General features: G+C 61.0%; 24 protein-coding genes and 1 tRNA gene. 14 read left to right on the plus strand and 11 right to left on the minus strand.

From position 1 onward, the window contains the following. Positions 1–262: 262 nt before the first annotated feature. The 3 genes from AC2GXZ_RS31275 to AC2GXZ_RS31285 form a co-directional block, all read right to left on the minus strand. Complete coding sequence (locus AC2GXZ_RS31275; RefSeq protein ID WP_483763155.1) at positions 263–1,165, minus strand: quinoprotein dehydrogenase-associated putative ABC transporter substrate-binding protein; 903 nt, start codon at positions 1,163–1,165, stop codon at positions 263–265. 1 nt (position 1,166) lies between these two features. Beyond that, positions 1,167–1,655 (minus strand): c-type cytochrome, methanol metabolism-related, encoded by a 489-nt coding sequence (locus tag AC2GXZ_RS31280; protein ID WP_483763177.1) that lies wholly within the window; start codon positions 1,653–1,655, stop codon positions 1,167–1,169. A 227-nt stretch (positions 1,656–1,882) separates the two neighbouring features. Next, a complete protein-coding gene (locus AC2GXZ_RS31285; RefSeq protein WP_483763156.1) occupies positions 1,883–3,796 on the minus strand; it encodes a methanol/ethanol family PQQ-dependent dehydrogenase in 1,914 nt (637 codons plus the stop codon). A gap of 417 nt (positions 3,797–4,213) precedes the next feature. Between AC2GXZ_RS31285 and AC2GXZ_RS31290 the strand changes: the two genes are divergently transcribed. Beyond that, positions 4,214–4,558, plus strand: coding sequence for a hypothetical protein (locus tag AC2GXZ_RS31290; protein WP_483763157.1), 345 nt, complete (start codon positions 4,214–4,216; stop codon positions 4,556–4,558). A gap of 38 nt (positions 4,559–4,596) precedes the next feature. Here AC2GXZ_RS31290 and AC2GXZ_RS31295 read toward each other — a convergent pair whose 3' ends face one another. Next, entirely contained in the window at positions 4,597–4,806 is a 210-nt protein-coding gene (locus tag AC2GXZ_RS31295) for a hypothetical protein (RefSeq protein ID WP_483763158.1), read from the minus strand. Positions 4,807–5,106: 300 nt separating this feature from the next. Here AC2GXZ_RS31295 and AC2GXZ_RS31300 point away from each other — a divergent pair, with 300 nt between their 5' ends. After that, positions 5,107–5,487: a c-type cytochrome gene (locus AC2GXZ_RS31300; RefSeq protein WP_483763159.1), complete on the plus strand. Its 381-nt coding sequence runs from the start codon at positions 5,107–5,109 to the stop codon at positions 5,485–5,487. Between the two features lie 27 nt (positions 5,488–5,514). Here the strand turns inward: AC2GXZ_RS31300 and AC2GXZ_RS31305 are convergent, their stop codons facing one another. From AC2GXZ_RS31305 to AC2GXZ_RS31330, 6 genes are all read right to left on the minus strand, one after another. Beyond that, entirely contained in the window at positions 5,515–6,132 is a 618-nt protein-coding gene (locus AC2GXZ_RS31305) for a hypothetical protein (protein ID WP_483763160.1), read from the minus strand. Then, positions 6,132–7,004, minus strand: coding sequence for an ABC transporter permease (locus tag AC2GXZ_RS31310; protein WP_483763161.1), 873 nt, complete (start codon positions 7,002–7,004; stop codon positions 6,132–6,134). The genes AC2GXZ_RS31305 and AC2GXZ_RS31310 overlap by 1 nt, the downstream gene beginning before the upstream one ends. Beyond that, entirely contained in the window at positions 7,001–7,876 is an 876-nt protein-coding gene (locus AC2GXZ_RS31315) for an ABC transporter ATP-binding protein (protein ID WP_483763162.1), read from the minus strand. Before AC2GXZ_RS31315 ends, AC2GXZ_RS31310 begins: the two co-directional genes overlap by 4 nt. Positions 7,877–7,982: 106 nt before the next feature. Continuing rightward, entirely contained in the window at positions 7,983–8,474 is a 492-nt protein-coding gene (locus tag AC2GXZ_RS31320) for a cupredoxin domain-containing protein (protein WP_483763163.1), read from the minus strand. A gap of 33 nt (positions 8,475–8,507) precedes the next feature. Continuing rightward, entirely contained in the window at positions 8,508–9,485 is a 978-nt protein-coding gene (locus tag AC2GXZ_RS31325) for a YVTN family beta-propeller repeat protein (protein WP_483763164.1), read from the minus strand. Positions 9,486–9,520: 35 nt separating this feature from the next. After that, the gene (locus AC2GXZ_RS31330; RefSeq protein ID WP_483763178.1) at positions 9,521–10,669 is read right to left on the minus strand and encodes an ABC transporter substrate-binding protein; all 1,149 of its coding nucleotides are present in this window, start codon (positions 10,667–10,669) and stop codon (positions 9,521–9,523) included. Positions 10,670–11,228: 559 nt separating this feature from the next. On the opposite strand from AC2GXZ_RS31330, the gene AC2GXZ_RS31335 reads away from it, so the two are divergent. From AC2GXZ_RS31335 to AC2GXZ_RS31390, 12 genes are all read left to right on the plus strand, one after another. Further along, complete coding sequence (locus AC2GXZ_RS31335) at positions 11,229–12,122, plus strand: LysR family transcriptional regulator (protein WP_483763165.1); 894 nt, start codon at positions 11,229–11,231, stop codon at positions 12,120–12,122. Between the two features lie 159 nt (positions 12,123–12,281). Then, positions 12,282–13,634: an LLM class flavin-dependent oxidoreductase gene (locus AC2GXZ_RS31340; RefSeq protein WP_483763166.1), complete on the plus strand. Its 1,353-nt coding sequence runs from the start codon at positions 12,282–12,284 to the stop codon at positions 13,632–13,634. Beyond that, complete coding sequence (locus AC2GXZ_RS31345; RefSeq protein ID WP_483763167.1) at positions 13,631–14,539, plus strand: sulfurtransferase; 909 nt, start codon at positions 13,631–13,633, stop codon at positions 14,537–14,539. Before AC2GXZ_RS31340 ends, AC2GXZ_RS31345 begins: the two co-directional genes overlap by 4 nt. Then, on the plus strand, positions 14,532–15,941 hold the full coding sequence (locus tag AC2GXZ_RS31350) for an amidase (RefSeq protein WP_483763168.1): 1,410 nt from the start codon (positions 14,532–14,534) through the stop codon (positions 15,939–15,941). Before AC2GXZ_RS31345 ends, AC2GXZ_RS31350 begins: the two co-directional genes overlap by 8 nt. Beyond that, a complete protein-coding gene (locus AC2GXZ_RS31355; RefSeq protein ID WP_483763169.1) occupies positions 15,938–17,032 on the plus strand; it encodes a Rid family hydrolase in 1,095 nt (364 codons plus the stop codon). Before AC2GXZ_RS31350 ends, AC2GXZ_RS31355 begins: the two co-directional genes overlap by 4 nt. Positions 17,033–17,090: 58 nt before the next feature. Continuing rightward, positions 17,091–17,873 carry a hydroxyethylthiazole kinase gene (gene thiM / locus AC2GXZ_RS31360; protein ID WP_483763170.1) on the plus strand — a complete coding sequence of 261 codons (783 nt, stop codon included), beginning with the start codon at positions 17,091–17,093 and terminating at the stop codon, positions 17,871–17,873. Positions 17,874–18,104: 231 nt separating this feature from the next. Then, positions 18,105–19,433 carry an amidohydrolase family protein gene (locus AC2GXZ_RS31365; RefSeq protein WP_483763171.1) on the plus strand — a complete coding sequence of 443 codons (1,329 nt, stop codon included), beginning with the start codon at positions 18,105–18,107 and terminating at the stop codon, positions 19,431–19,433. A 74-nt stretch (positions 19,434–19,507) separates the two neighbouring features. Beyond that, positions 19,508–20,212 (plus strand): thiaminase II, encoded by a 705-nt coding sequence (gene tenA, locus AC2GXZ_RS31370; protein ID WP_483763172.1) that lies wholly within the window; start codon positions 19,508–19,510, stop codon positions 20,210–20,212. A 34-nt stretch (positions 20,213–20,246) separates the two neighbouring features. Beyond that, positions 20,247–21,023 carry an ABC transporter ATP-binding protein gene (locus AC2GXZ_RS31375; protein ID WP_483763173.1) on the plus strand — a complete coding sequence of 259 codons (777 nt, stop codon included), beginning with the start codon at positions 20,247–20,249 and terminating at the stop codon, positions 21,021–21,023. Then, positions 21,020–21,799: an ABC transporter permease gene (locus AC2GXZ_RS31380; protein WP_483763174.1), complete on the plus strand. Its 780-nt coding sequence runs from the start codon at positions 21,020–21,022 to the stop codon at positions 21,797–21,799. The genes AC2GXZ_RS31375 and AC2GXZ_RS31380 overlap by 4 nt, the downstream gene beginning before the upstream one ends. A 47-nt stretch (positions 21,800–21,846) precedes the next feature. Beyond that, a complete protein-coding gene (locus tag AC2GXZ_RS31385) occupies positions 21,847–22,785 on the plus strand; it encodes an ABC transporter substrate-binding protein (RefSeq protein WP_483763175.1) in 939 nt (312 codons plus the stop codon). A 78-nt stretch (positions 22,786–22,863) separates the two neighbouring features. Continuing rightward, positions 22,864–24,132 (plus strand): acetylornithine deacetylase, encoded by a 1,269-nt coding sequence (locus tag AC2GXZ_RS31390; protein WP_483763176.1) that lies wholly within the window; start codon positions 22,864–22,866, stop codon positions 24,130–24,132. A gap of 275 nt (positions 24,133–24,407) precedes the next feature. On the opposite strand, the gene AC2GXZ_RS31395 is transcribed toward AC2GXZ_RS31390, so the two are convergent. Next, positions 24,408–24,484, minus strand: a tRNA-Met gene (locus AC2GXZ_RS31395). Position 24,485: the final 1 nt, after the last annotated feature.

A 24,485-nucleotide genomic window follows, 5' to 3' on the forward strand; every position in this document is an offset into this window, starting at 1 on the left:
CGACCAGCACTTCGCCGGCCTTCGGGCCGTCGAGCTGCACGGTCATCACTTCCAGCGGTTTTCCAGCCTGAACGGCAACGGCGGCGCGGACATCCATGTTTCCCTCACTCCCCTTCCCGAGAGGATTTCCGCCCTTCTTCGAAACGCGAAACCTCTCTATCTGCTGTTTTGACGCAATTCCGGACGCAAAACCGATCCCATTTCTGCTGGAATTGCCCTAAGTCATCGACCCTGCATCGCTGGCCCCGCATCACTGGCAATCTCACCGCAAAATCCTCCGGTCATGTTCATCGAGCAGCGGCACGCCATACTCCAGCAAAAGTGCATCGATTTTCGGCTGGTTGTCCTTGATGAAGGTGTTGAGCACGCGCTTCCAGCTCTGGTCAGAAGGACGCACGCCCATGGTGATGCGGTAAGTCATCCGCTGGCCGCCCTTTTCGTGGATCAACGGCACAAGCACCATGTCTTCCTCCGATAGCGCCGCGTAATAACCGACCATCGGCCCCCACAACACGGCGGCATCGATCGCGCCTGCCGCCATGTCGCGCATCGCAAGCTCGGCCATCGACGGCGTGATGCGTGTGTCGACCATCAGCGGGTAGACCTTGGCCTTTCCCATCAGCTTTGCCGCCGCCATTTTGGCGGTCGGCGGCGTGCCTTCGACCACACCGATGCGCATCCCCGCCAGCCTCGGATCGTCCAGCGTTTCGACGCCTTCGAGCGCGCCGCCCTTTTGATAGACCAGCACATAGGCCGAGCGGTAATAGGCATTGGTATTCTGCACCAGCTCGTCGCCCTGCGCGTAACCCATGATGATATCGCAGCGATTGGCGCCGAGCGTATTGCGCACGAAACCGGTTATCGATGGAAACCAGGTATAGGCGACCGATTTCCGCCCCGTCCCCTCCGCCACCATCTTCGCCAGCCTGTCCTCGAACCCGCCGCCGTTCTCGTCGGAAAACGGCATGTTGGATGGATCTGCACAGACCCGGAGCACATCGGGATCGACCAGTTCGCCGGCCGCCCCCAACCCGGCGCTTTGCCCCTGCGCATGCCGTGGCAAGGCTGCGATCACACCGATAAAGGCGACGGCAACGGCGATCTGCCACCATGCAAATTGCTTACCCCCGCCAGAAACCCGGTCGCTGAGCGCTATGCCCGCCATCTCAGCCTCCCATGCAGGAGGCTTCGTAATCTTTCGCCCCCTGCGGTTTTTCGGCTTTTTTCGGCGGCCTGCCGCGGGGTGCGGCGCCCACCGCACGCGCCCGCAGATAGACGTAGATGTCATCGAGATAACAGTAGACATTCTTGTTGTCGCCAAACGCCGGCATGACGTTTTCCTTGCCGCCGCCGACATTCTTGCGGCCCTCGGCGACGATCGACAGGAAGCTCGCATAATCCAGCCGCTTCAGGCTGTCGGCCAGCGCCGGCGCATAACTCGACCCGACACCATCCGGCCCATGACAGACATGACAGTCCGAATGATACCGCCGGTAGCCGCTGAACGTATACCAGTCGACAGTGCCATCGGCCTGGATCTTGAAGGTCGGCGTGCCGTCCTTGTCGAGAAATTTTCCGTCTTCCTCGCTTGCGGCGGCAGCCTTGTCCTTGTCGTCATCCGGCAGCGCCACGCCACCTGTCAGAAAAAAAATCATCACCACACCGAACACCATGGAAAAAATGCGAAAAGCCATTGATAAACCTCACATTTCAAGCAATTCAGGCGTCACGTTTTCAAACCGGCGGAAAATGCGCGGGCATATCTGCGAACATGCAGAAACATGCCCTCCTTCAGGCGCATCGTGGTTTTCACCATCCCCGATAATGTGGAGTGGCTGCGCCGCCGATCGGCGCAGCCACCTCTGGCATTCCCGCTCCGCCCTTATTCCGGCAGGCCGAACACCGTCAGCTGGCCGCCGAGCGTGGTATAATCGGCGAGCGCCGCATAACCACCGACGGCACCAAGGCCCGCCGTGCCGACGACCGCAGTTTCATCCTGCCCGCCGCGTCCCTGGTCGACGGCACCATGCCAGGCTGCGGCATTTTCAGGTGACAGCAGCCCACCCGCCAACCCGATGCCGGCCCAGCCGCCGACACCCGACAAGACGGCGATATATTGCCTCTCGTCATATTCGAACGTGTTGATATTGCCGATGATTCCGGAAGGCGTCTTGAACTTGTAGAGTTCCTTGCCATCGAGATTGACGGCTTTGATATACCCTTCCAGCGTGCCGTAGAAAATCACGTCTCCGGCAGTGGCAAGCGCCCCTGACCAGACCGAGAACTGCTCCGGTTTCGACCAGACGATTTCGCCCTTGGCCGCATCCCAGGCGATGAAATTACCCATTCCGCCATGGCTTTCCGGCGCCGGATACATCGACACGGTCGCCCCGACATAGGGTTGGCCGGCCGTGTAGCTCACCTTGTAGGGCTCGTAATCCATGCAGACATGGTTGGTCGGCACGTAGAACAGGCCGGTCTTTGGCGAATAGGTCGCCGGCTGTTGGTCCTTGGTCCCGAGTGCTGCCGGGCAGATACCGGTGGAGTTGGTATCCTCGCCATTCTGCTGGGTGGAATATTTCGCCACCACCTGCGGCCGGCCGTATTGCGGACTGGTCTTGTCCATCACCACTTCGGTCGCCCAGTTGACCTTGGGATCGTATTTTTTGGCAACCAGCAACTCGCCGGTCAACCGGTCCAGCGTGTAGCCGAAACCGTTGCGGTCCATATGCACCAGAACATCGCGCTTCTGGCCGTTGATCGCCATGTCGTCGACGAGAATGTTCTCGTTGACCCCGTCATAGTCCCACTCGTCATGCGGGGTCATCTGGTACAGCCACTTGGCCATTCCGGTATCGGCATCCCGTGCCATCAGCGTCATTGACCAGCGATTGTCGCCGGGTCTCTGCACCGGGTTCCAGGTCGATGGATTGCCGGTGCCGTAATAGATCAGGTTGCTCTTGGCATCATAGGCGAACCAGCCCCAGGTCGTGCCGCCGCCGGTTTTCCATTGTTCGCCCTCCCAGGTATTCATGCCGGAATCCTTGCCGACAGGTTTGCCGAGATGGGTCGTCTTCACCGGATCGAGCAGCGTTTCGGCATCCGGGCCGGTCGAATAGGCCTTCCAGGCCAGCGATCCGTCCTTGAGATTATAGGCTGCCGTCCAGCCGCGCACGCCGAATTCCGCACCGGATATGCCGATCAGCACCTTGTCCTTGACCACAAGCGGTGCGGCCGTGCCGGATTCGCCCTTGCTGCCGTTGATCTGGTCGCCGTTTTTGACCGACCAGACGACCTTGCCGGTCTTGGCATCGAGTGCCACCACCGTCGTATCGGCCTGGTTGAGAATGATCTTGCCGTCCCCATAGGCCACACCGCGGTTGACGGTGTCGCAGCACATGATGCCGATGACGTTCGGGTCCTGTTTCGGCTCGTATTTCCAGAGGATCTTGCCGTCATTCTTCAGATCGAGCGCATAGACGATATTGGGGAATGGCGTGTGGATATACATCACGTCGCCGATCACCAGCGGCCCGCCTTCATGGCCACGCAGGACGCCAGTGGAGAAAGTCCACTTCACCTGCAGGTTCTTCACATTGTCCTTGGTGATCTGCTTGAGTTCCGAATAGCGATGATTGGCATAATTGCCCGTCGGCATCGCCCAGTTCTTCGGGTTGGCCGATAACGTGGCCAACGCGTCATTTGCCAAAGCCGTTCCGGCGAGACAGGTGGTCAGAAATCCGGCTGTGGCCGCCGGTAAAACGAATAACAACGCAATTTTTCCGAAAACACGCATGCGACATCCTCCCGATGCTCATTTTTCACGCGAGGTTCGTCATCACGAACCATCGCGTGCTCCAGGGCGGTCAAGTGTGATTCATGCTATGTGCGGGATGTGTTTCCGTCAGCTTGTCACGGACAAGTGGATGGCAAGGGGCACCTTTACTGCCAGGTCCACAGACCTTCGGATCTTGCTCCTCCCAAAAACAAGACCTTGAAGCCGGAAACTGACATGACGATAGGGCATTACATAAACGCAGGCAAGTGTATTATGTATCTAAACTGACATGCGGAATTAAAATGCTGCCCTGCGATAGACAATATTGCATATGCTCACAAATAATACTTAGAAATATAAAGTATTGATTGAAAGGTGACAGGCGCTTGCATTTTTCAATTCGCAGTACAAGGTCAATCCAGAGGGAGGTTATCGATGTCTATCGGATTTTTGCGCATCCCGTTTTTCTTCATCTGTTTTTTGCCGGGTTTTGCAACATTGGCAGGAGACGACTATCCAACGGTTGTAATCGTCGACTATGTTCACGGCTGCATGAAAGCCAATGGAGATACACGAAACACACTCCAGAGTTGCTCTTGCTCCATCGACGTCATTGCATCGATCATCCCCTACGATCGATATGAGGCGGCGGAAACATTCCTCAGCCTCGGTTTACAGACCGGCGAAAGAGGCGTGTTGTTCCGCCAGGGCGCCTTGGCCAAAACCGCCGTCTCGGACTTGCGGCGCGCCCAGGCGGAAGCGGATATACGCTGTTTCTGAGGAACGCGGCATCGGCCGTGCATTGGGATGGGACACCATCAGATCTTGCGGCCGCTATCGGGAAATGCACAGGTCCAGCGCACGATTTTGACCGCCGGATGTTCCTCGGACCACTTGGCAATGTGGGTCGGCGCCAGGATCATGCACTGGAACAGCGACCCGCGGCTTTCAAAAAGCAGATGTTCATCGCGGCACCGCGCCGGATCGCTCAGCAGGCAGACCGTCAGGACGAGATCGACGAGGTTCATAACGCATCTCCGACTGCGCTTATGCGCATGGAGCGGTCGCGTAACGACTGGCGCGCGCGCCGATCCGAAGCCTATTTTCACGTCACGTTCGAAGAAAGCCCGAGTGCCGAAGATTACCCGCAGCTAAAACTCCCGTCAACCTGGAGGCGAACACTCGTCGGCGTACCATGCGCCGCCGCATTTGCAACAGCAGCCATATGCTGCTGTTGACTTACATCCCGCAACAACTACCCTTGCGTGTGCGCCTGTGCGGATCCGTCTTTGATCGCGATGCCGCATTGGGTTTTTGGGAGGAAATTCATGCGCGCCATCATTTGTCTTGGCGCCATCGGCCTGTTTTTGCCGATGGCGGGTCATGCCTTCAGCCAGGATGCGGCTGCCGGCGAAAAAATATTTGCAAAATGCAAGGCTTGCCACGTCTCCGACACCGACCAGAACAAGATCGGCCCGACGCTGAAAGGGCTGATCGGCCGGACGGCCGGAACACACGAGGGGTTCAAATATTCGGCGGCCATGACCGATGCCGGCAAGGGCGGCATGGTCTGGGACGAACCGACCCTGACCACCTATCTCCATGACCCGAAAGGTCTCGTCAAAGGCACGAAAATGGCCTTCCCGGGCCTGAAAGTGGACAAGGAGGTGGCCGATGTGATTGCCTATCTCAAGCAGTTTTCGCCGTAAGGCCAGTCACCCGAAACAGCCACCCTGTCATTCGGGCGGGCGCGTCTCGGCGATCGTCTTGACCAGCGCATACAGCCGCTGTTCGATCAGGGTCGGCACCTCGCAGACGAAACCAAGCGAATGCACCCGCTCCTGAAAGATGCGTGTCTGGAACGCCAGCTGTTCACTGCGCACCGCCACCTCATTGCGGTCGCTCTGTGGGTTTGACCTCAAGGCATCGACAGCCGTCCCTTCCCGGCGCAGGCTGGCTGCCATGTCGCGCTGGCGATGGGCATAACGGCCGATGCCGGAAATCACATGAGCGCGCTCGCCGTTCATCTTGTCGAACAGGCCCTGCACCAGCATGGCCAGCCGCAACGGCCGCTGATCGGGTACAAGCCCGTCGCGATAGGCCCTGATCCTCGCCTGCGCCTCCGGCAATGGCAATCGGCGCGCCGCAAGATCGTCGACGAGATCGACAAGCACCGCATCCTTGTCCCAGTCGGAAACCTCAGGCGGCAGGTCAGGCCCGTTCCAGATCTGCCCGAGCGACAGTTCCGGCACCTTGCGCTGGATGCAGGGCCAGTCGGGATCGTCGCCCTGTGCCGACAAAGCTGGCGACGCCATGAATGCCATGCCGATCATGACAAGTGTCATCCGTCCCATCAGCCGTTTCCTCCCCCATCCTGTCGTCGGCCGAGCAGGCCGCTGGAAGGGTCGTAGGCGAGGATGGCACCGCCCAGAAACAGGGCGGCAAACCCGCCGACCACCGCAAACGACAGCCAATCGATCCGACCGTAAAGCGCAAAACGGATCAGTTCCACCGCATAGGTGAACGGGTTCGCCTGGCAGATCCGGAACAGGAGCGGGCTGGATTCCTGAATCCGCCAGAGCGGATAAAGCGCCGACGAGGCGAAATACATCGGAAAGATCACGAAATTCATGATCCCGGCAAAGTTTTCCAATTGCCGGATCATCGACGACAGCAGCATACCGAGCGAACACAACATCATGCCGGCCAGAAACAGGGCCGGTAAGACCAGAAGATAGCCGGCGGCCGGCGGTTTGACGCTCCAGAACCAGGCAACGGCGAGGAACGCATAGACCTGCACGATCGACACCGCAACGCCGGCGAGAAGTTTCGACACCAGCAGGAACCAGCGCGGAAACGGGCTGACCAGCAGGATGCGCATATTGCCCATCTCGCGGTCGTACACCATCGACAGCGACGACTGCATGCCGGAAAACAGCAGGATCATGCCGCACAGGCCGGGCGTGATATAGACCTCGTAGAGAACATAGGTCTTGTAGGGCGCGATGATCGACACGCCCAGCACCTGCCGGAACCCGGCGGCGAACACGAACAGCCATAAAAGCGGCCGCACCAGCGACGAGATGAACCGCTCACGCTGATTGAGAAACCGCAGGCCTTCGCGCAACATGATGCCGCCAAGGCAGGCAAGATATTGCGTTGGCCCGAAGCCGCGCGGGGGCTCGCTCGCAAAAACCTTGTCTTTTGTGCCGATGCCGGCCGTCATCGCATCGCCCCCGCCAACGGCATTCCCGGACCGTCGCCGGTCTCGCCTCCTCCTGGCCGTGCCCCGGCCCCGGCTGGCCCGCGCGCAATCCCGCTCAACGTCGCAAACGCCTGCCGGATATCCCCTGCGCCGGCCGAACGCACCACCTCCGCCACCGGTCCAGCCGCCAGCACCCTGCCCTTGTCGAGGATGACAACCTCGTCACCCTCTTCCACCTCGTCGATCAGATGTGTCGCCCACAACACGCCGATCCCCGCATCGGTGACAAGCGCCCGGATCGTCGCCAGAATCTCCGCACGCGAGCGGATATCGAGCCCGACAGTGGCCTCGTCGAGCAGCAGCAACGACGGCGACGACAGTAGCGCGCGGACGATCTCTACCCGCCGCATCTGCCCCCCGGAAAGGCTGCGCGCCTTGTCATGCAGCCGGTCGGCCATGTCGATCTGTGCCAGCAGCGCCTTTATCCGCACCCTTGCCTGTCTTCGGCCGATACCATGCAGGGCGGCGTGATAGGCGAGGTTCTGCGCCACGGTCAGATCGAGATCGAGCGTGCGCGCCTGGAAGACGATGCCCAGCCGCCGAAGCGCCGCACAGGGTTCGTGCCGGATGTCATGGCCGAAAATGCGGATCGCACCATGGCGCGTGTGATAAAGGCGGCTGATCAGCGAAAACAGCGTGGTTTTCCCGGCACCGTTCAGCCCCAGCAGCACCACAAAGCGGCCGGGCGGGACAGAGAAACAGACATCGTCGAGCGCTTTCTTCTCTCCATAGGAATAGCTGAGGCCGGCAACCTCCAATGCAGCCGACCCCGCCCGGATTTCCCCGGTTCCGTCTCTTTTTGCTTGCCCTGCATGGATATCGGCATCACGCATGACTTCACTCCTCCCGCCAAACCGACAGACGGCACCCCGCAAAACCTCCCCGGGGTTTCCGCCTGTCACGGTATCAAAAATCCACGGCCGGATTTTCCTGCCCGGCTCACTTGATGGTAATCGTCCCCTTCATCCCCTTGTCGGCAAGATCGGGCACGGACCAGGTGTAATTGCCCGGCCGCACCGCCGTGAACTGCACCTGCATCGTCCCCTCGCTGTCGAATTCCAGCCAGGCCGGCGCACCGTTCATATGCACTTCGAGATCGTTGATGACGATCTGGTTCATCCAGACATTGCGGAACAGGTCGGTGACGAACTTGTATTCGAGCCCTGCCGCAGAGGTGATCTTCCAGCGATACCCCTGCCCCGCGACCAGTTCGAAATCCTTCCGGTTGACGACGAAACTGTCCTTTGCCGAACCGAGGATCAGTTCCGGCACGTCCTTGCTTGCCCGCGTCAGCTTCTGGCCGGGTGCCGCCACCGCCGGCTTGTCGTCATCGTCATCATCGCCCGTTTTGTCCTGCGCCATGCCGGCGCCCCCGGACAACAGAACCAGTGCCAATGCGAAAAATGTCAAACGCCTGTATTCCTGCATCATCGTCTCCTCCTCCTGTCATGCGTGAAAAGCCGCTCATTGCGGTGATACCACCACGCCCCACGGCAAGGCCCCGACGGTCACCGACAGCACAGGCTCGTCGCTCGCCACATCGATGAACGTAATGTCGTTGGAAACGCCATTGGTGCTGATGATCGTTTTCTGGTCGGGCGTAAACGCCAGCTGCCAGACGCGCTGGCCGACCAGCACGTATTTTTCCACCCTGTAGCTTGCCGTATCCACCACCGCGACGCGGTTGGCCGGCCCCAGCGCCACATAGGCCTTTTTGCCATCCGCCGTGATCCTGATGCCCACCGGCTGGATCGCCTCCGAACGCAGGCCGGGGATCTCGAAACTGATCTTGTGTGTCACCGCGCGGCTGGCATTGTCGATGACGGAAACCGTGCCGCCGATCTCCGCACTCACCCACACTTCCGACCCGTCCGGCTTGAACTCGGCAAATCGCGGCCGCGCATCAACCAGCACGTTATCGGTGATCTCATGGCTGTCGGTGTCGATGAAATGCGCCATATTCGTCGTTTCGGACGTATTGACCATGGTCTTGCCGTCCGGGCTGATGCCCATGCCCTCCGGCTCCACCCCGACCGGCACCTCCGCCAGCACCTCCCGGCTTTCGATATCGATGACCGTGACCAGATTGTCATCCTCATTGGCCACGTAAAGCGTCTTGCCATCCGGCGACAGCACGAACAGTTCCGGGTCGGGACCTGAGGGAAGCGAGCCGACGATCTCGTGCGTCTGCGTGTCAATCACCTCGATCGTGTCGTCATCGCTGGCGCAGAGATAGACGAATTTTCCATCACCCGAGATGGTGATGCCGCGCGGCCGCTGCCCGACAGGGATGGTCCGCAGCACTGCGCCGGTGACGGTATCGACGACACTGACGCTATTGTCCTTTTCATTGGAAACATAGGCCGTAAAAGCCCCGGCCGGAGCCACCCAGCCCGCGGCAAGAGCAAACGCCACACCTGGAACAATCCGTTTTCGCTGCATCTGCGCCCCTCCCAAGGCTCGGCCGTCCTGTGTCCCTATTTCAAAACGCATTTCGTCTCCGGCCTGTCGACGCCCAGCGTGTCGAGCTCGGAAAACTGGTGCAGAAACCCCTCCTGGGGTGATGTCGAGACGACCGAGCGGCCATCGCCGAGAAAGATCGGCTGGCGCAATTGCCAGTTCCACGGCCGGAATGTCAGTTTCTGCCCCTTGAAGGCCGCGATCGAAAAATCCGCCCCCCGGATGAAGGCGGCGATCGTGTCGGGTTGACCGCTGCGTGTGCGTGTCGCCGCCTCGCCGACAATCCGCACCGCCGTCCAGGCCGACATGTCCTTGGACAGCATCCGCCGCCCGATCGCCTTGAAAAACCGGTTCTGGATCTGCGAACCGCCCCATTGTTCGCTCGCCGGGTGCCAGGCCGACGGGATCAGCCCGGCCGTGCCGGCGACGGGCCTCGGGCGCCAGGTGCGAAACGGCACATAGGTGCCGAAAACCTCGCTTTCATCGGCCACCAGCAAGACGTCGTGATCCGGCAGATCCTGCGTGAACACCGGCATCTGCCGCTGGATCTGCACCACGCCACTATCCGTACGCCGTGCCGTGCCGGTATCGGTAAACTCCTTTTCCGCCACGATCTCGCCGCCGAAGCGGTCGGCCGCCCGCCGCAGCGCCTCGGCAAACAGCCGGTCCGGTTCGTGCGAGCCGTAGATCAATGCCCAGCGCCGCCATTGTTTCCAGATCAGATATTGCGCCAGCCCGTCCGCCAGCATGCTGCGCGTCGGCGCCACATGAAAGACATTCGCCCGGCAATCCTCCTCGCGCAGCCGGTCGTCGGGCGCACCGATATTAAAGATCGGCATCCCCCTGTCACGGGCAAGGTCGGCAATCGACAGAAGCTGCCGGGCAGAGAGATCAGCAACAATGGCGCGCGCTCCCTTCTCGACCAGTGTGTCGAATGCCGCAACGACATCGGCATCGATCTTCACCTCTTGAATGTCGAGCGAGAATGTCTGTTTGAGAAACCGGCCGGTCGTATTGTTATCGCCGATAGCCACCTGCGCGCCGGCAATACCTTCATCGCGGGGCACCACATCCAGCACCGAAAGCGCCAGTTGCGGTTCATAGGCCCGCAGATAGCCGAGCCTGATCGCCACCAACGGCTCTTCGGCCGCCGCAGATTGCGGCAAGACGACGTTGCCGGCAAAGAGAATTGCAAGACCGATGAAAACAAACGAAAAAACAGAAAAACGCACCGAACAATCGCCCAAAATGGACATGACACAGAAACCCGATCCGAGCTCGGGCCTGTCAAATGTCGTTTCGGTGCCAAGATCAGCGTAAACGAGAAAGACCGGATTTCAATCAAAAAGCGTCTTCCTCTCGAATAATTTCCCGTGATGATGGCAAGCAATGGTTCCCAACCATCTTCGAGCAGGATGACCCCGCGCCGATTGGCCGTCTTCAACCTCGCACGGCCAATCCGGTTTTTATCGGTGGGGTTATGGGCGGCGCTATTTTGGTTTGATGCCTGGATTTTGAGCGTGGTAATTTTTCAGTTCGGTGGAGAAGATTTGGGTCCAAAGTGCTTGATGGTGCGCAGGCTTGTAGATTTTCCCCGCCCTTTGCGGAATCCGAACACTCAATTGAGCTGACAGGAGGTCTTCGATCTCACCTCGCACCACTGGACGCCGGATCGCGAAACCGGTTAACTTCTTGATTTTCCAGGAACGCTGAATTGACAATATCATGATCCGGCTAGACCTTATGCGAGCCTTCGTCTGCCTCGGAGAGCTCGGAAATTATCGATCCGCAGCCCAAATCCTCGGCATCACCCAGCCGACCCTTTCAAAACAGATCAGCAGGCTCGAGGATCTCCTTGGCCGGCAATTGTTCCACCGCTCCCGACAGGGCACCGAACTGACCGATTTCGGCCGGCAATTGTTGCAAGAGATCCAGCCCCTCGCGCGTGAGGCCGATCGGGTCTGGGATCGAGGCCTTCGGCTTGCGGCCGGCGAGATCGGCCAACTGGCGCTTGGCTTCACCTTCTCCGCCGTTGGCGTGATGACGCAGGCGCTGATTGCCTATCGCGAAGCCTATCCGGACGTGCAGATCACGTTCAACGACATTTCCTCGCAGACCCAGTTACCGATGCTGCGCGAACGCAGGCTGGACATCGCCTTCGCCCGCTGGCCGGGCGCGTCGGATCTCGCCTCGGAAATCGTCTCGCGGGACCGCCTCGCCTTCGTCTACCCGGCAGACCTTGGCGACTGCATCACCTCGATCGACAGCCCGGCAGTCAGGCAGATCCCCTTCATCCGGCTCAAACGGACGATCGCACCCGGCTTTGAGGCGGCCGTCGAGCGGCTGTTTGAGATGAAGTCGATCCAGCCGCCGGTTACCCATTGGGTCAATGAAAGCCTAGTCCAGTTACGGATGGTCACCGCCGGCCTCGGCGTGGCGATCATGCATGAATCGGCGCTGACGGGTGTGATCGACGAAAGACGACTGACTACGCAAAGCCTTTATGGCCCCGGGCTGAGCTGGCAAACGGCGATGTTCTGGCGGCGGGATGAACGAAATTCAGCAGTTCTGAACTTTCTGGACACGGCACGCAGGACGATGCCGCCGCCGGCAATCTGATACAGGCTCATTCAAAAAGTTATCACGCTGCGAAAATCTTTGCTGTTCTGACCTCGGTTTCTCTCCCCCATAGTCGGACCGATCGGAAGGGCCGGCCATCGCGCGTCATCGTGTCGGCGGCACCCCTCCGAGACCACGCGCAACGACCGGAGGCAGTCGATGGCCAAGCAGATGCATCTCGCAGCGTTCATGAATGCCGGTCCCATGGGCACAACCGGCTGGCGCCACAAGGACGCCGACCCGGGCTTCATGAAGGCGAGCTACTATCGCAAGGCAGCCCGCATTCTCGAGGATGCACGTTTCGATCTCGCCTTCGTTCCCGATGCGCTCTCCATGCCGCGCTCGCTCGGCGGCTCGTTCCGCCCGGCGGTTGAATGGGGCTCGGGCACGCCGCGGATCGACCCGATGACGGTGCTCGGCGTGATGGCCGGCGTCACCGACCATCTCGGCCTCGCCGCCACGATTTCGACCGGCTACCACGAACCTTACAATCTGGCGCGCATGCTCGGCACCTTCGACCACATGACCGACGGCCGCGCCGGATGGAATATCGTCACCTCCTTCCAGGATGCCGAAGCGCAAAATTTCGGCGAGGACAAGCTGCCGCCGCGTGACGCCCGTTACGCAAGGGCCGAAGAAGTGCTGGAGGCGACCACCCAGCTCTGGGACAGCTGGGATGACGATGTCATTTTCCAGGACAAGGAAAGCGGCCATTTCGGCCATCCCGACAAGGTGCGCTCGGTGGATTACCGCGGCGAGCATGTGAAGACGCAAGGCCCGCTCTCGGTTCCGCGTCCGCCACAGGGCTATCCGCTGCTGATCCAGGCCGGTGCCTCGCCGCGCGGTCGGGATTTCGCCGCCCGCTGGGCCGACGTGATCTTCTCCAGCAACGAGTCTTTGGAGTCCGCCTCCGCCTTCTATGCCGAGATCAAGAAGCGGGCGGCGACCTTCGGGCGGGATCCCGATCAGATCAAGATCCTCTGCGCCGCAACCGTTGTCGTCGGCGAAACCGACGCCGAGGCGATTGCAAAGCATGAAGCCTTTGCCGATCTCGTCCATCCGCTCGCAGGCCTTTCCCGGCTCGCCTATCACGTCAATGTCGACCTGACGAAATACGATCTCGACGGACCGCTGCCGACATTGGAAGAGGTCGGCGTCCAGGGCCATTACGAGGAGGTGGTCGAATACGCTCGCCGCGGAAACCTCTCCGTGCGCGAGATCGGCCGCTGGTACGGCGCTCGCACCGAAGGCAACATGATCGGCTCGCCGAAGACGATCGCCGACAACATGGAACGCTGGATGGCGGAAGCTGCAGCCGACGGCTTCATGGTCCAGGCCACCCATCTTCCCGGTGCCTTCGAGGAGTTCGCCCGCGACGTCGTACCGGAACTGCAGCGCCGCGGCCTGCACCGCACCGAATACGAAGGCGCGACAACCCGCGAGATCATGGGTCTTGCCCGCCCGGTGCGGGACGAATGGAAGAACAGGGCGCTCGCGCGGACGACGGCATGAGCGGCATGGCCTCCCTGCAATGGCCGGATGACAGCCCGCTCGTCGAGGCCGGCTGGCTGAAACGCCATTCGTCGCAGGTGATCCTGCTCGACTGCTCGGTCGAACGCATCGCACCCATCAATGGCCGCACCGGCTTTGCACCCGGAGATGCGGCCTTTGAGCGGGGCCATATTCCCGGCGCCCGCTTTGCCGATCTTTTCGCAAGGTTTTCGGATCCCGCCGCACACTACGCCTTCACCTGCCCGACCAAGGCCGGCCTCGAAGCCGCAGCCAAGGACGTCGGCATAGACAGTGACAGCATGGTCGTCGCCTATGACACAATGGGTGGAGCCTATGCCGCCCGCGTCTGGACCGTGATGCGGGCCTACGGCCACACCAATATACGCGTGCTGAATGGCGGGCTGGCAGCCTGGACGAAGGCCGATGGCACCATCGAGACCGGCCCCGCATCCGGCACCCTGCCGGGAAACTTCAAGGCCGCACTTGGCCAACGAATATTTGTCGGCGCGGACGAGGTGCTCGACCTTATCGGGCAGGGAACATCGACTGAAACACCCTTGATCTGCGGGCTGCGCGCCGAACAGTTTACCGGTGCCGACAGCACGGATCCACGCCGTGGCCATATTCCGACCAGCATCAACCTCCCTTTTCCGGATCTTCTCGGGCCGGATGATCGTCTTGAGGCCGCGCGCGTGTCGAATGCCCTTTCAGCACTGGGGCTGACCAGAGATATAGCACCCGTCCTCTACTGCGGCGGCGGCATCAATGCCGCGGGTCTGGCGCTGGCTCTCAAGCTGGTTGGCATTGAGGATGCCAAGATCTACGACGATTCCATGAATGGCTGGCGCGATAACCCGGACCTGCCGGTCGAACACGGAACGGGAAAGGCAGGGCAGCATGACTGACATCAATCTCCTGTCCGCCGCCGAAATGACCGAAGGCTTCCGCTCCGGCAGCTTCACGCCTATCGAGGTCGCGGAGGCGGCACTGGCCGCTGTTCGGGGACCTCTTGCGGATCTCAACGGCGTCGCGAGCGTCGATACGGACATGACGCTTGCGGCAGCGGCCGAAAGTGCCGGCCGCTGGCGTGAAGCGCGGCCGCTCGGCCCGCTCGACGGCGTGCCGATCAGCTTCAAGGACAGTTTTCACATTGCCGGCATGCCGCGCTGGCACGGCACCGCCTGCCATCCGGGCACGCGTTCGCCGAAAGATGCCCTGCCGGTCACAAGGGCGCGCGCAGCCGGCATGGTGCCGACCTGCAAGACATCGATGCCGGATTTCGCCATGGTCATGTCAGGCCTCAGCTCCCAGCACGGCATCATCCGCAATGCCTGGAACCCCGAGACCAGCCCCGGCGGTTCGTCCTCCGGCGCCGGCCCTTCCGTCGTCGTCGGTGCAGCAACAGTGGCACTCGGCACCGACATGGTCGGCTCCGTGCGCCTGCCGGCGGCCTTGTCAGGCCTTGCCTCGATCAAGCCGACCCAGGGCCGCATCGCCTATGATCCGCCCGGTAGCTATCGCAGCGCCGGCCCGATGGCGCGCAGCGTCGACGAGGTCGAATGGGCGCTTGCCGCTATTGGTCGTTTTTCCGACCGCGATTTCTTTTCACTGGAGGGAGGCTTTGCACCAGTGGCGCCCGCCTTCGAACGGCTGGATGGCAAGGTGATAGCTGTCTGGAGACAGGCCGGCTGGGGCGACAGGACCGATCCGGCCACGCTTCAGGCCGTCGAAATGCAAATCAGCCGTCTTGCCGATCTCGGCGCCGAGATCGTCGAGATCGACGACCTTGACGTCACGTCAGACGACTATCTCGCCATTCACTGGAACATGCTCTATGTCGGCGCGCCGGATTATTTCGGCCTCTCCGCCGAGGAGCGCGGGAAGATCCATCCGGTCATCGGCGCCATGTATGAGGATCTGCTTGACCAGTCCGCCATCTTTGCAGCGGGTGTGGCAAGACGCATCGGCGCAGCCGCGATCCGTGTGGCAGCACAACTCGACCGTTTCGACTATATTCTCTCGCCCGCCCTGCCGGTAAGGGCTTTCCCGGCCGATCTCCCCTGCCCCGATCCAACGCTCGGCGCCATGAGCCATCAGGCCTTTGCCTGCTGGTTCAACCAGACCGGCTGGCCGGCGGCGACCGTTCCGGTCTTCGATCCGGGTGATGGCGGCTGCCCGGTCTCGGTGCAGATCGCCGGCAAGCGCTTCGATGATGGCGGCGTGCTGCAGGTCGCCCGGTTGCTCGAAGCGCAGCGCGGCTTCGCGCTCTCTCGCCCCGCCATCGCCAGTCAGGGAAGAACAGCATGAAGACGCTGGTAATCTTCGATGTCGACGGCACGCTGCTCGATTCCGCCGGCCTTCACCACGACCTGATCACCGCCGTACTGGCCCGCGATGGCCTCGACGTCACCTTTCAGCCGTGGAATGCCTATCGCCATTATACCGATCTCGGCGTTCTCTCCGAACTGTTCCGCCATGCCCATGGTCGCCCGATCGGTTCGGACGAACTGGCACAGTATGACGAAGCCTATGAGACAGCACTGCTCGATCATCTCTCCAGAGCGCAATTGCACGAGATTGCCGGAGCAAGATCGCTGCTCGCGGCCCTTGCCGAGCGAGACGACGTCGCCATCGCTTTTGCAACCGGTTCGCTGCGCCGGATGGCGAGCGTCAAGCTCGGCCTGCTCGGCATCGAGGCGGACCGTGTTGCACTTGCGACCGGCGGTGAGCACCTGACCCGCGAGGATATGGTCCGCCACGCAGCCTTCCTTGCCGGCGCGCGCGTGGGCGAACCGATCGAAACTCTCATCCTCGGCGACGGTCTCTGGGACCAGCGCGCCGCAGAGGCGCTCGGCATTCCTTTCGTCGCCCTACAGACGGGCGCCTACCTGTTCGGCGAAGGGCCGGTGCTGACGATACCCGACTTCCGCAACCTTCAGGCCGACGATCTGTTGAAACTCGCCGGTCCCGTCGTTTTTCGAGACACAGGCCGCAACGTGGGAACCAAGCATCGCATGACCAGGACATCCATTTCCACCGGCAGCAAATACGAGCAACTGATGGGCTATTCGCGTGCCATCATCGCCGATGGCGTCGCCTACGTGTCAGGCTGCTCCGGCCTGCCGGCCGATATGGATGTGGCCGGCCCCGGCGATGCGGCAAGCCAGTTCGCGAATGCCGTAGCCAAAGTCTCACGCATTCTCGAACAGGCCGGAAGCTCGCTGGAAAACGTCACGCGAACCCGCATCTATCTCACTGATGCCGACGACTGGGAGCCGTTGATCGAAGCGCATGGCCGCGCTTTCTCCATCATCCGGCCGGCCTGCACTATGGTTCAGGTCACACGCCTGATCGACCCGCGCATGCGGGTCGAACTGGAGGTGACCGCAACCGTTTGAGCAGGCCCGATCGTCAGAAACAGAAGTGCTAATCCAACAACAATAAAGGGTGAACAGCATGAAAGACATGTCGTGGAATGATGCCGCCGTCCGCAACGAACTTGCGCGGCTGAAAGAGATGAAACCGTTCTGCTATGGACTGACAAATTACGTCGCCGCCAACCTGTCGGCCAATGTCCTGCTTGCTGTCGGTGCGGGACCTGCGATCGGCACGGCAATGGACTGGCCGAGCGTCTTCGGCGGCCACGCGCATGCCGTCTGGATCAATGCCGCCAGCCTGATGAGCTGCGGGCCGGAGGAAATCCGGCTTGCGGCAAAATCCGCCCATGAGGGCGGCGTTCCCTGGGTGCTCGATCCGGTTGCCGTCGGCGCAGGTGCGGCAGAATACGATGCCGTCGTCAAAAGCCTGCTCGAATTCAAGCCGACGGCGATCCGCGGCAATGCCTCCGAGCTGATTGCGCTTGCCGGCGGCCATGGCGGCGGACAGGGCGTGGAAACGACGATGACCTCCGAACAGGCCGTGCCCTTCCTGGAAAAGGTCGCAGCCGAGATCGGCACGATCGCAGCCGTCAGCGGTGCGACCGATTATATCACCGATGGCAAGACGACCTATAGCGTCGGCGGTGGCGACATTCGCCTGACCCAGGTGACCGGTGCCGGTTGCTCACTCGGTGCGCTGATCGCCGCCATGCTTGCCAATGCCGACGACAGGATTACCGCCGTCGTCGCCGCCCATGCGGTTTATGCCGAGGCTGCCAAACGCGCATCCGGCGCCCGCGGCACCGGCAGCTTCGCCACCGCCTTTCTCGATGAGCTGTCGCTGATCGATCCCGCCGGCTGACGGCGACAGGTCTTTCACTCCGACACTTGACCTTGGCGGGACCTATCCGCCGGGGCGCTGCACGCATGCTCATTCTCCGGGACCACCGGACGGTGTGCGACCGGCAGCAGCCGCTGCATCAATCCTTGTTGCTTTTCCGGCAACACGGCCCGCCCCACTCTGGTCTACGGGCCACAATCCAAACCTGATAATTTTCCAATCAATAAACATAAAGACAACTGGGAAGAGCGCATGAGCAGACTGATCATCGAGAACGGCATGATCCTCACCCTGGATGAGGTCGGCACCTATCACGAGCAGGGAACCGTGATTGTCGAGAATGACCGTATCCAGGCCATCGTGCCGAAAGGCGAGACTGTTGCGAGCCAATCGGGCGACACGCGCATCGATGCCTCCGACAAGATCATCATGCCGGGCCTGATCGACCTGCATTACCATACGGCGATCGGCAAGGGGTTCAACGACCACATGCCGCTATGGGAATATCTCGACGAGTGCTGGTATCCGCTGATCCGCGCGCTCGATCCGGAAGCAGCCTATTGGGCGGCACTGGCAAGCTACATGGAATCGATCAAGTCGGGCGCGACAACGGTCAACGACATGTATCGGCAGCTGAATGCGCTGGCGAAGGCAGCCGAAGACATTGGCATCCGTGCCGTGCTTTCCAATGACGTCGCATCTCCCGAACACGATCTGGACAGCCTGCAGGACAATTACGATGCCTTCAAGGCCAATCACGGCAAGGCGAACGGCCGTATTGAGGTGCGTGTGGGCATCGAATGGCTGCCGCTTGCCGATCGCGGCCTGCTGCGCGATGCACGGGCCATGGCCGACGATCTCGGCTGCGGTGTGCATGTGCATTTGAACGAATCGAAGACGGAAGTCGATTTCTGCCTCGACAAATACGGGCGCCGACCGACCGAAGTCGCCTATGAAACCGGCCTTCTCGGTAAAGACACGATCGCTGCCCACTGCGTACATCTGTCCGATGCCGAAATCGCAATGATCGCAGAGACCGGGACCCACGTTTCGCACAACCCGAACTCCAACGCCAAGCTCGGCAACGGTGTTGCCCGCATTCCCGAAATGCTGGCGGCCGGCATCAATATCGGCCTCGGTCACGATGCGGTGGAATGCAACAATTCCGCCGACATGTTTGAAGTGATGAAATGGGCATCGCTCGTCCATCGCGCCCATCGCGGCGATGCAAGCCTGATGCAGGCGGGTGACGTGCTGCGCATGGCGACCAACAATGGCGCCAAGGCACTCGGTCACGAAACCGGCCAGCTTTCGGTCGGGCGCAAGGCCGACATCATTCTCGTCGAGACCAACAATGCGATCTTCACCCCGCTTCTGCGCGACACCGCCGTGCATATGACGAGCCATCTCGTTTTTGCCTGCAACCAGAGTGTCGTCGATACCACGATCGTCGATGGCGAAGTCGTCATGCAGGGCCGCAGGCTGACCAAGGTCGACGAGGACGAGATCGTCCGTGAGGCGAACGCCGCCTTCCGCCGCATCAAGGACAAGATGGTCGTCGTCAAGCGCGACAAGGCCTGAGATCGGCATGGCGCCGCAGTGAATTACGGCGCCCTTCCCCTTCCGTTTCACCCTTTACCAGACAGAGATATTTCATGCAGATCGACTTCGAGTACGGCCTGTTCGGCAAGCTGCGCGCGACCTCCGGCCAGACCTGGACCAATTACGTCAGACACCCCTTCGTCCGCCAGCTCGCAGCCGGCACCCTGCCGGAAGTCTGCTTCAAGCGCTTCCTGACGCAGGACTACCTCTTCCTCATCCATTATGCCCGCGCCTACGGCCTTCTCGCCTCCAAGGGTCGCACACTGTCCGAGATCCGGGCAGCAGCCTCCTCGCTCGGCGCCATCCTCGGCGAACTTCCCGTCCATGTCGGCTATTGCAAGTCCTGGGGCCTAACCGAAGCGGACATGGAAAGCGCGCCGGAAGCCTCCGAGACGATGACCTATACCCGCTATGTCCTCGATATCGGCCAGTCGGGCGATATCCTGGAACTGACCGCCGCCCTGATGCCATGCGTCGCCGGCTATGGCGAGATCGGCCAGATCATCCTGCAGGACGAGGCGACCGTGATGCAGGGCAATCCCTACGAGGCCTGGATCCGCAATTACGAGAGCGAGGAATATCTCGAAAGCGTCGACAAGGCGATCAAGTCCTTCGACGAGATCGGCAAGGCGCGCGGCGCCGAGGCGCGCATGGACGAACTCGTCTCGATCTTCAACACCGCGACCCGGCTGGAAGCCGACTTCTGGCAGATGGGCCTCAACGCCGCGAAGTCGCAAACACCGATGGCCGCAGAATGACTGCAATCCTTCGAGCTCATCAGGGGGACCGCAGATGAATGCCAAGCCTCGGAACCTCTCACCGTCCACTGCCATCGGCAAGCAGGCACCTCCCGGCATCCGCATCGACGGACTGACCCTGCGTTACGGCGACCGGACCATTTTCGAAAACCTGACATTCGAAATCAAGAGCGGTGAATTCATCGCCCTTCTCGGATCGAGCGGTGTCGGCAAGAGCAGCCTGTTGAAGATCATCGCCGGCCTTGCAAGGCCGACAAGCGGCACGGTCACCGGCTCCGACGGCCAGCCGATTACCGGCCGCCTTGCCTATATGGGCCAGCAGGATCTGCTCTATCCCTGGCTGAACGTCATCGAGAACGTCACGCTTGGCGCCCGTCTTCGGCGGGAGAAGATCGATCGCGATTATGCCGATCATCTGCTCGAACGGGTCGGCCTTGCCGGACGGCAAAAGGCCCTTCCCATGGCGCTCTCAGGCGGCATGCGCCAGCGCGCCGCAATCGCCAGAACCCTCTATGAACGTCGCCCGATTGTGCTGATGGACGAGCCGTTTTCCGCGCTGGATGCGATCACTCGTGCAAGCGTTCAGGAACTGGCGGCAGAACTTCTCGACGGCTGCACGGCACTGCTTATCACCCATGACCCGATGGAGGCAGCACGTCTCGGCCATCACCTGATGGTGCTTTCGGGACATCCGGCTCGGCTTGGCGAAACGATCACCGTTGCCGGCCAGCCGCCGCGCGCACCCGACGACCCCAACCTGCAAAAGAGCCAGGGCGAACTGCTGCGCATGTTGATGGAGATCGAACGATGACCGGAAAATTCAACGCGCATCTCCTGGCCGCCGGTCGCGGACTGACGGTCTTCCTTGGCCTTGTGCTGATCTGGTGGGCGATCGCCGTGATCTTCAAGCTGCCGTCCTTCATCCTGCCGACACCGCCGGTCGTTGTGGTCGCTCTGTGGAACGGTCGGGCCTATCTCTTCGACCACACGCTGATCACCCTGTCGGAAATCTTCCTCGGCCTGTTTTTCGGTCTTCTGTTCGGTGCGCTTCTGGCGCTTGCGATGGTGTTTTCGAAAACGCTGCAGCGCTGGCTGATGCCGGTTCTGGTGGTCAGCCAGTCTATCCCGATCTTCGCGCTGGCGCCGCTGCTCGTGGTCTGGCTCGGCTTCGGCCTGTCGTCCAAGGTTGTTGCCGCCGTGCTGGTGATCTTCTTCCCGGTCGCCGCCTCCTTCTATGACGGACTGCGACGTACCGATCTCGGCTATATCGACCTCGCCAAGACGATGGGCGCCTCCCCCTATGCGCAGCTACGCCATGTCAGGCTGGTGGCAGCCCTTCCGGCCTTCGGCTCGGGCCTTCGGGTTGCCGCAGCCGTTGCCCCGATCGGGGCGGTGATCGGCGAATGGGTAGGCTCCGCCGGCGGCCTTGGTTACGTCATGCTCAACGCCAATGCCCGCATGCAGACGCCTGTCTGCTTTGCCGCACTCTTCATCCTGTCGATCATCGCGGTCGCGCTCTGGCAGATCATCGATCTGTTGATCAAGCGGGTTCTCTACTGGGTGCCCGACAGCGAGCAATCCACCTGAAAAATCAGCTGCATAACATCACAATCAAAAGAGAGAGGAACGTAAAAATGCTGAAAAAACTGATCGCCGGCGCAGCCCTCGCCGTGCTGATGTCCGCCCAGGCCCATGCGGCCGACAAGCTGACCGTGCTTCTGGACTGGTACCTGAACCCCGACCACGCGCCGCTGATCGTCGCAGAACAGATCGGCGCCTTCAAGGATGAAGGGCTCGATGTGGAACTGGTGCCGCCGGCTGATCCCAGCATGCCGCCGCGTCTCGTCGCCAGCGGCCAGGCCGATATTGCCGTCAGCTACCAGCCGCAGCTCTATCTCTATGCCGACCAAGGCTTGCCGCTGATGCGGATCGGCACGCTGGTCAACACACCGCTCAACACCGTCCTGGCGCTGAAGAAGAGCGGCATCAAGTCGATGGCCGACTTCAAGGGCAAGAAGATCGGCTATTCGGTAAGCGGCGTCGAAGAGGCGACGCTCACCAGCATGCTGGCAACCGGCGGCCTGAAGCTTGCCGATATCAGCATGGTCAATGTCAATTTCCAGCTGGTCAGCGCGCTGATGGCCGGGCAGGTCGATGGCGTCATTGGCGGTTATCGCAATGTCGAGGCCAACGAACTGATCGAACACGGCGCCGAGCCGATGGTGATGAAGGTCGAGGATTACGGCGTGCCCGCCTATGACGAGCTGATCTACCTCGTCAACAAGGATCATGTCGCCGATCCACGTTTCAAGAAGTTCCTCGCCGCCGTCAAGAAGGCCACCGACTATCTTGTCGCCCATCCGGACGACACCTGGACCGCCTTTGCCAAGAGCCACGCCGATCTCGACAACCCGCTCAACAAGGCGATCTGGGCGCAGACCATCTCTATGTTCGCCAAGGAACCCGGTGTGCTGGATAAGGCCCGCTACCAGGCCTACGGCAAATTCCTCGCCGACAACAAGCTGATCACCAAGGAACTGCCGGTCGAGGATTACGCGACCGAGCTCAAGTAAGACGCGGCGGACCGCGGGGCGGACACCTGGTGCCGCCCCGCTCTTGCCCCATCCCTATTCTTTTGGAAATTCATCTTCATGGACATTTCATCCCTTCTCGACCAGATCGACAGCCGTGAGGCGGAACTGGTGGATCTTCTCTGCACACTGATCTCGTTCGAGACGCCCGCTCCGCCAGCGCGAAACACGGCCGAGGCCCAGGCCTTTGTCGGCGATTATCTTTCGAAACTCGGATTTTCCATCGACACATGGGACGTCTATCCCGGCGACCCGAATGTTGTCGGCGTCCGCAAAGGCGCAAGCTCCGACGGCCATAAGAGCCTCATCCTCAACGGCCACATGGATGTCGCCGAAGTGGAAGCCGGCGAAGCCTGGGAGACCGGTCCGTTCCAGCCGATCGTCCGTGACGGTGTCGTCATCGGCCGTGGCGCAGCAGACATGAAGGGCGGCATTTCCGGTGTCCTCTTTGCGTTGAAACTGCTGATCGAAAACGGCATCGAGCTGCCCGGCGATATTACCTTCCAGTCGGTTATCGGTGAGGAAGTCGGCGAGGCCGGCACGCTGCAATGCTGCGAACATGGCTATACCGCCGATCTTGCCGTCGTCGTTGATACGACAGACCTGCAATTGCAGGGCCAGGGCGGTGTCATCACCGGCTGGATTACCATCAAGAGCCCGCAGACCTTTCACGACGGCACAAGGCGTCAGATGATCCATGCCGGCGGTGGCCTGATCGGTGCCAGCGCCATCGAGAAGATGATGAAAGTCATCGCCGGCCTGCAGGATCTGGAACGCCATTGGGCGGTAACGAAAACCTATCCGGGCTGCCCGCTCGGTTCCACCACGATCAACCCGGCAGTCATCGAAGGCGGCCGCCATGCCGCCTTCATCGCCGACGAATGCCGGCTCTGGGTCACCGTTCATTATTATCCGAACGAACACCACGACACGATCACGAGAGAGATCGAGGAGCATATCCTTGCCGTCGCCAAGGCGGACCCGTGGCTGCGCGACAACCCGCCGACATTCAAATGGGGTGGCACCTCGATGATCGTCGATCGCGGCGAGATCTTTCCCGCACTCGAAGTCGATCCCGATCATCCTGGTGTCAAAATGCTGATCGATACCCATGCGACGACGACCGGCGAGAAGATTGAGCCGCGTGTCTCGCCAAGCGTCAGCGATGGCGGCTGGTTCGGCGATGCCGGCATCCCCGCCTTCATCTACGGGCCCGGACAACTGCGCCATGCCCATAGCGTCAACGAACAGGTTTCTATCCAACAGCTGAAGACCTTCACCAAGGTCATGCTGCAATTCATCCACCAGTGGTCGAATACGGCGCGATAGGTAATGGCCGTCCGGCCGAAGCAATTGTCTCGTTGCGGGCTGCCCTGGCGGCCAGCCAGTCGGTCTGTGCAGGCTGGCGGTATCGGTTTTGAACTCGTACCGGATCTGCACAGATGGACTGAGCGTCTGGAAATTATTTCCCGCCCGGCGGCAACATTGGCTCCGGCAGCAGATATCGGCACTGCTTGGGCATCGGTGAACCCGGGCCTTTAGGCTTGTCCGGTTGAGTGTGTTGGATTTGATCGGATCTGTTTTTGGGGATTTGTTTTTGGATTTGGTTGCGGGGGCAGGATTTGAACCTGCGGCCTTCAGGTTATGAGCCTGACGAGCTACCGGGCTGCTCCACCCCGCGC

The sequence above is a fragment of the Aliirhizobium sp. YIM B11859 genome, assembly GCF_057163345.1.

Coding starts and splice junctions, on each gene's coding strand:
- tenA (WP_483763172.1), top strand. CDS start 19,508: ATGCAGATCGACTTCGAGTACGGCCTGTTCGGCAAGCTGCGCGCGACC.
- AC2GXZ_RS31350 (WP_483763168.1), top strand. CDS start 14,532: ATGACTGACATCAATCTCCTGTCCGCCGCCGAAATGACCGAAGGCTTC.
- AC2GXZ_RS31285 (WP_483763156.1), bottom strand. CDS start 3,796: ATGCGTGTTTTCGGAAAAATTGCGTTGTTATTCGTTTTACCGGCGGCC.
- AC2GXZ_RS31385 (WP_483763175.1), top strand. CDS start 21,847: ATGCTGAAAAAACTGATCGCCGGCGCAGCCCTCGCCGTGCTGATGTCC.
- AC2GXZ_RS31320 (WP_483763163.1), bottom strand. CDS start 8,474: ATGATGCAGGAATACAGGCGTTTGACATTTTTCGCATTGGCACTGGTT.
- AC2GXZ_RS31375 (WP_483763173.1), top strand. CDS start 20,247: ATGAATGCCAAGCCTCGGAACCTCTCACCGTCCACTGCCATCGGCAAG.
- AC2GXZ_RS31315 (WP_483763162.1), bottom strand. CDS start 7,876: ATGCGTGATGCCGATATCCATGCAGGGCAAGCAAAAAGAGACGGAACC.
- AC2GXZ_RS31345 (WP_483763167.1), top strand. CDS start 13,631: ATGAGCGGCATGGCCTCCCTGCAATGGCCGGATGACAGCCCGCTCGTC.
- thiM (WP_483763170.1), top strand. CDS start 17,091: ATGAAAGACATGTCGTGGAATGATGCCGCCGTCCGCAACGAACTTGCG.
- AC2GXZ_RS31325 (WP_483763164.1), bottom strand. CDS start 9,485: ATGCAGCGAAAACGGATTGTTCCAGGTGTGGCGTTTGCTCTTGCCGCG.
- AC2GXZ_RS31390 (WP_483763176.1), top strand. CDS start 22,864: ATGGACATTTCATCCCTTCTCGACCAGATCGACAGCCGTGAGGCGGAA.
- AC2GXZ_RS31365 (WP_483763171.1), top strand. CDS start 18,105: ATGAGCAGACTGATCATCGAGAACGGCATGATCCTCACCCTGGATGAG.
- AC2GXZ_RS31305 (WP_483763160.1), bottom strand. CDS start 6,132: ATGGGACGGATGACACTTGTCATGATCGGCATGGCATTCATGGCGTCG.
- AC2GXZ_RS31295 (WP_483763158.1), bottom strand. CDS start 4,806: ATGAACCTCGTCGATCTCGTCCTGACGGTCTGCCTGCTGAGCGATCCG.
- AC2GXZ_RS31300 (WP_483763159.1), top strand. CDS start 5,107: ATGCGCGCCATCATTTGTCTTGGCGCCATCGGCCTGTTTTTGCCGATG.
- AC2GXZ_RS31290 (WP_483763157.1), top strand. CDS start 4,214: ATGTCTATCGGATTTTTGCGCATCCCGTTTTTCTTCATCTGTTTTTTG.
- AC2GXZ_RS31310 (WP_483763161.1), bottom strand. CDS start 7,004: ATGACGGCCGGCATCGGCACAAAAGACAAGGTTTTTGCGAGCGAGCCC.
- AC2GXZ_RS31355 (WP_483763169.1), top strand. CDS start 15,938: ATGAAGACGCTGGTAATCTTCGATGTCGACGGCACGCTGCTCGATTCC.
- AC2GXZ_RS31380 (WP_483763174.1), top strand. CDS start 21,020: ATGACCGGAAAATTCAACGCGCATCTCCTGGCCGCCGGTCGCGGACTG.
- AC2GXZ_RS31335 (WP_483763165.1), top strand. CDS start 11,229: ATGATCCGGCTAGACCTTATGCGAGCCTTCGTCTGCCTCGGAGAGCTC.
- AC2GXZ_RS31340 (WP_483763166.1), top strand. CDS start 12,282: ATGGCCAAGCAGATGCATCTCGCAGCGTTCATGAATGCCGGTCCCATG.
- AC2GXZ_RS31275 (WP_483763155.1), bottom strand. CDS start 1,165: ATGGCGGGCATAGCGCTCAGCGACCGGGTTTCTGGCGGGGGTAAGCAA.
- AC2GXZ_RS31280 (WP_483763177.1), bottom strand. CDS start 1,655: ATGATTTTTTTTCTGACAGGTGGCGTGGCGCTGCCGGATGACGACAAG.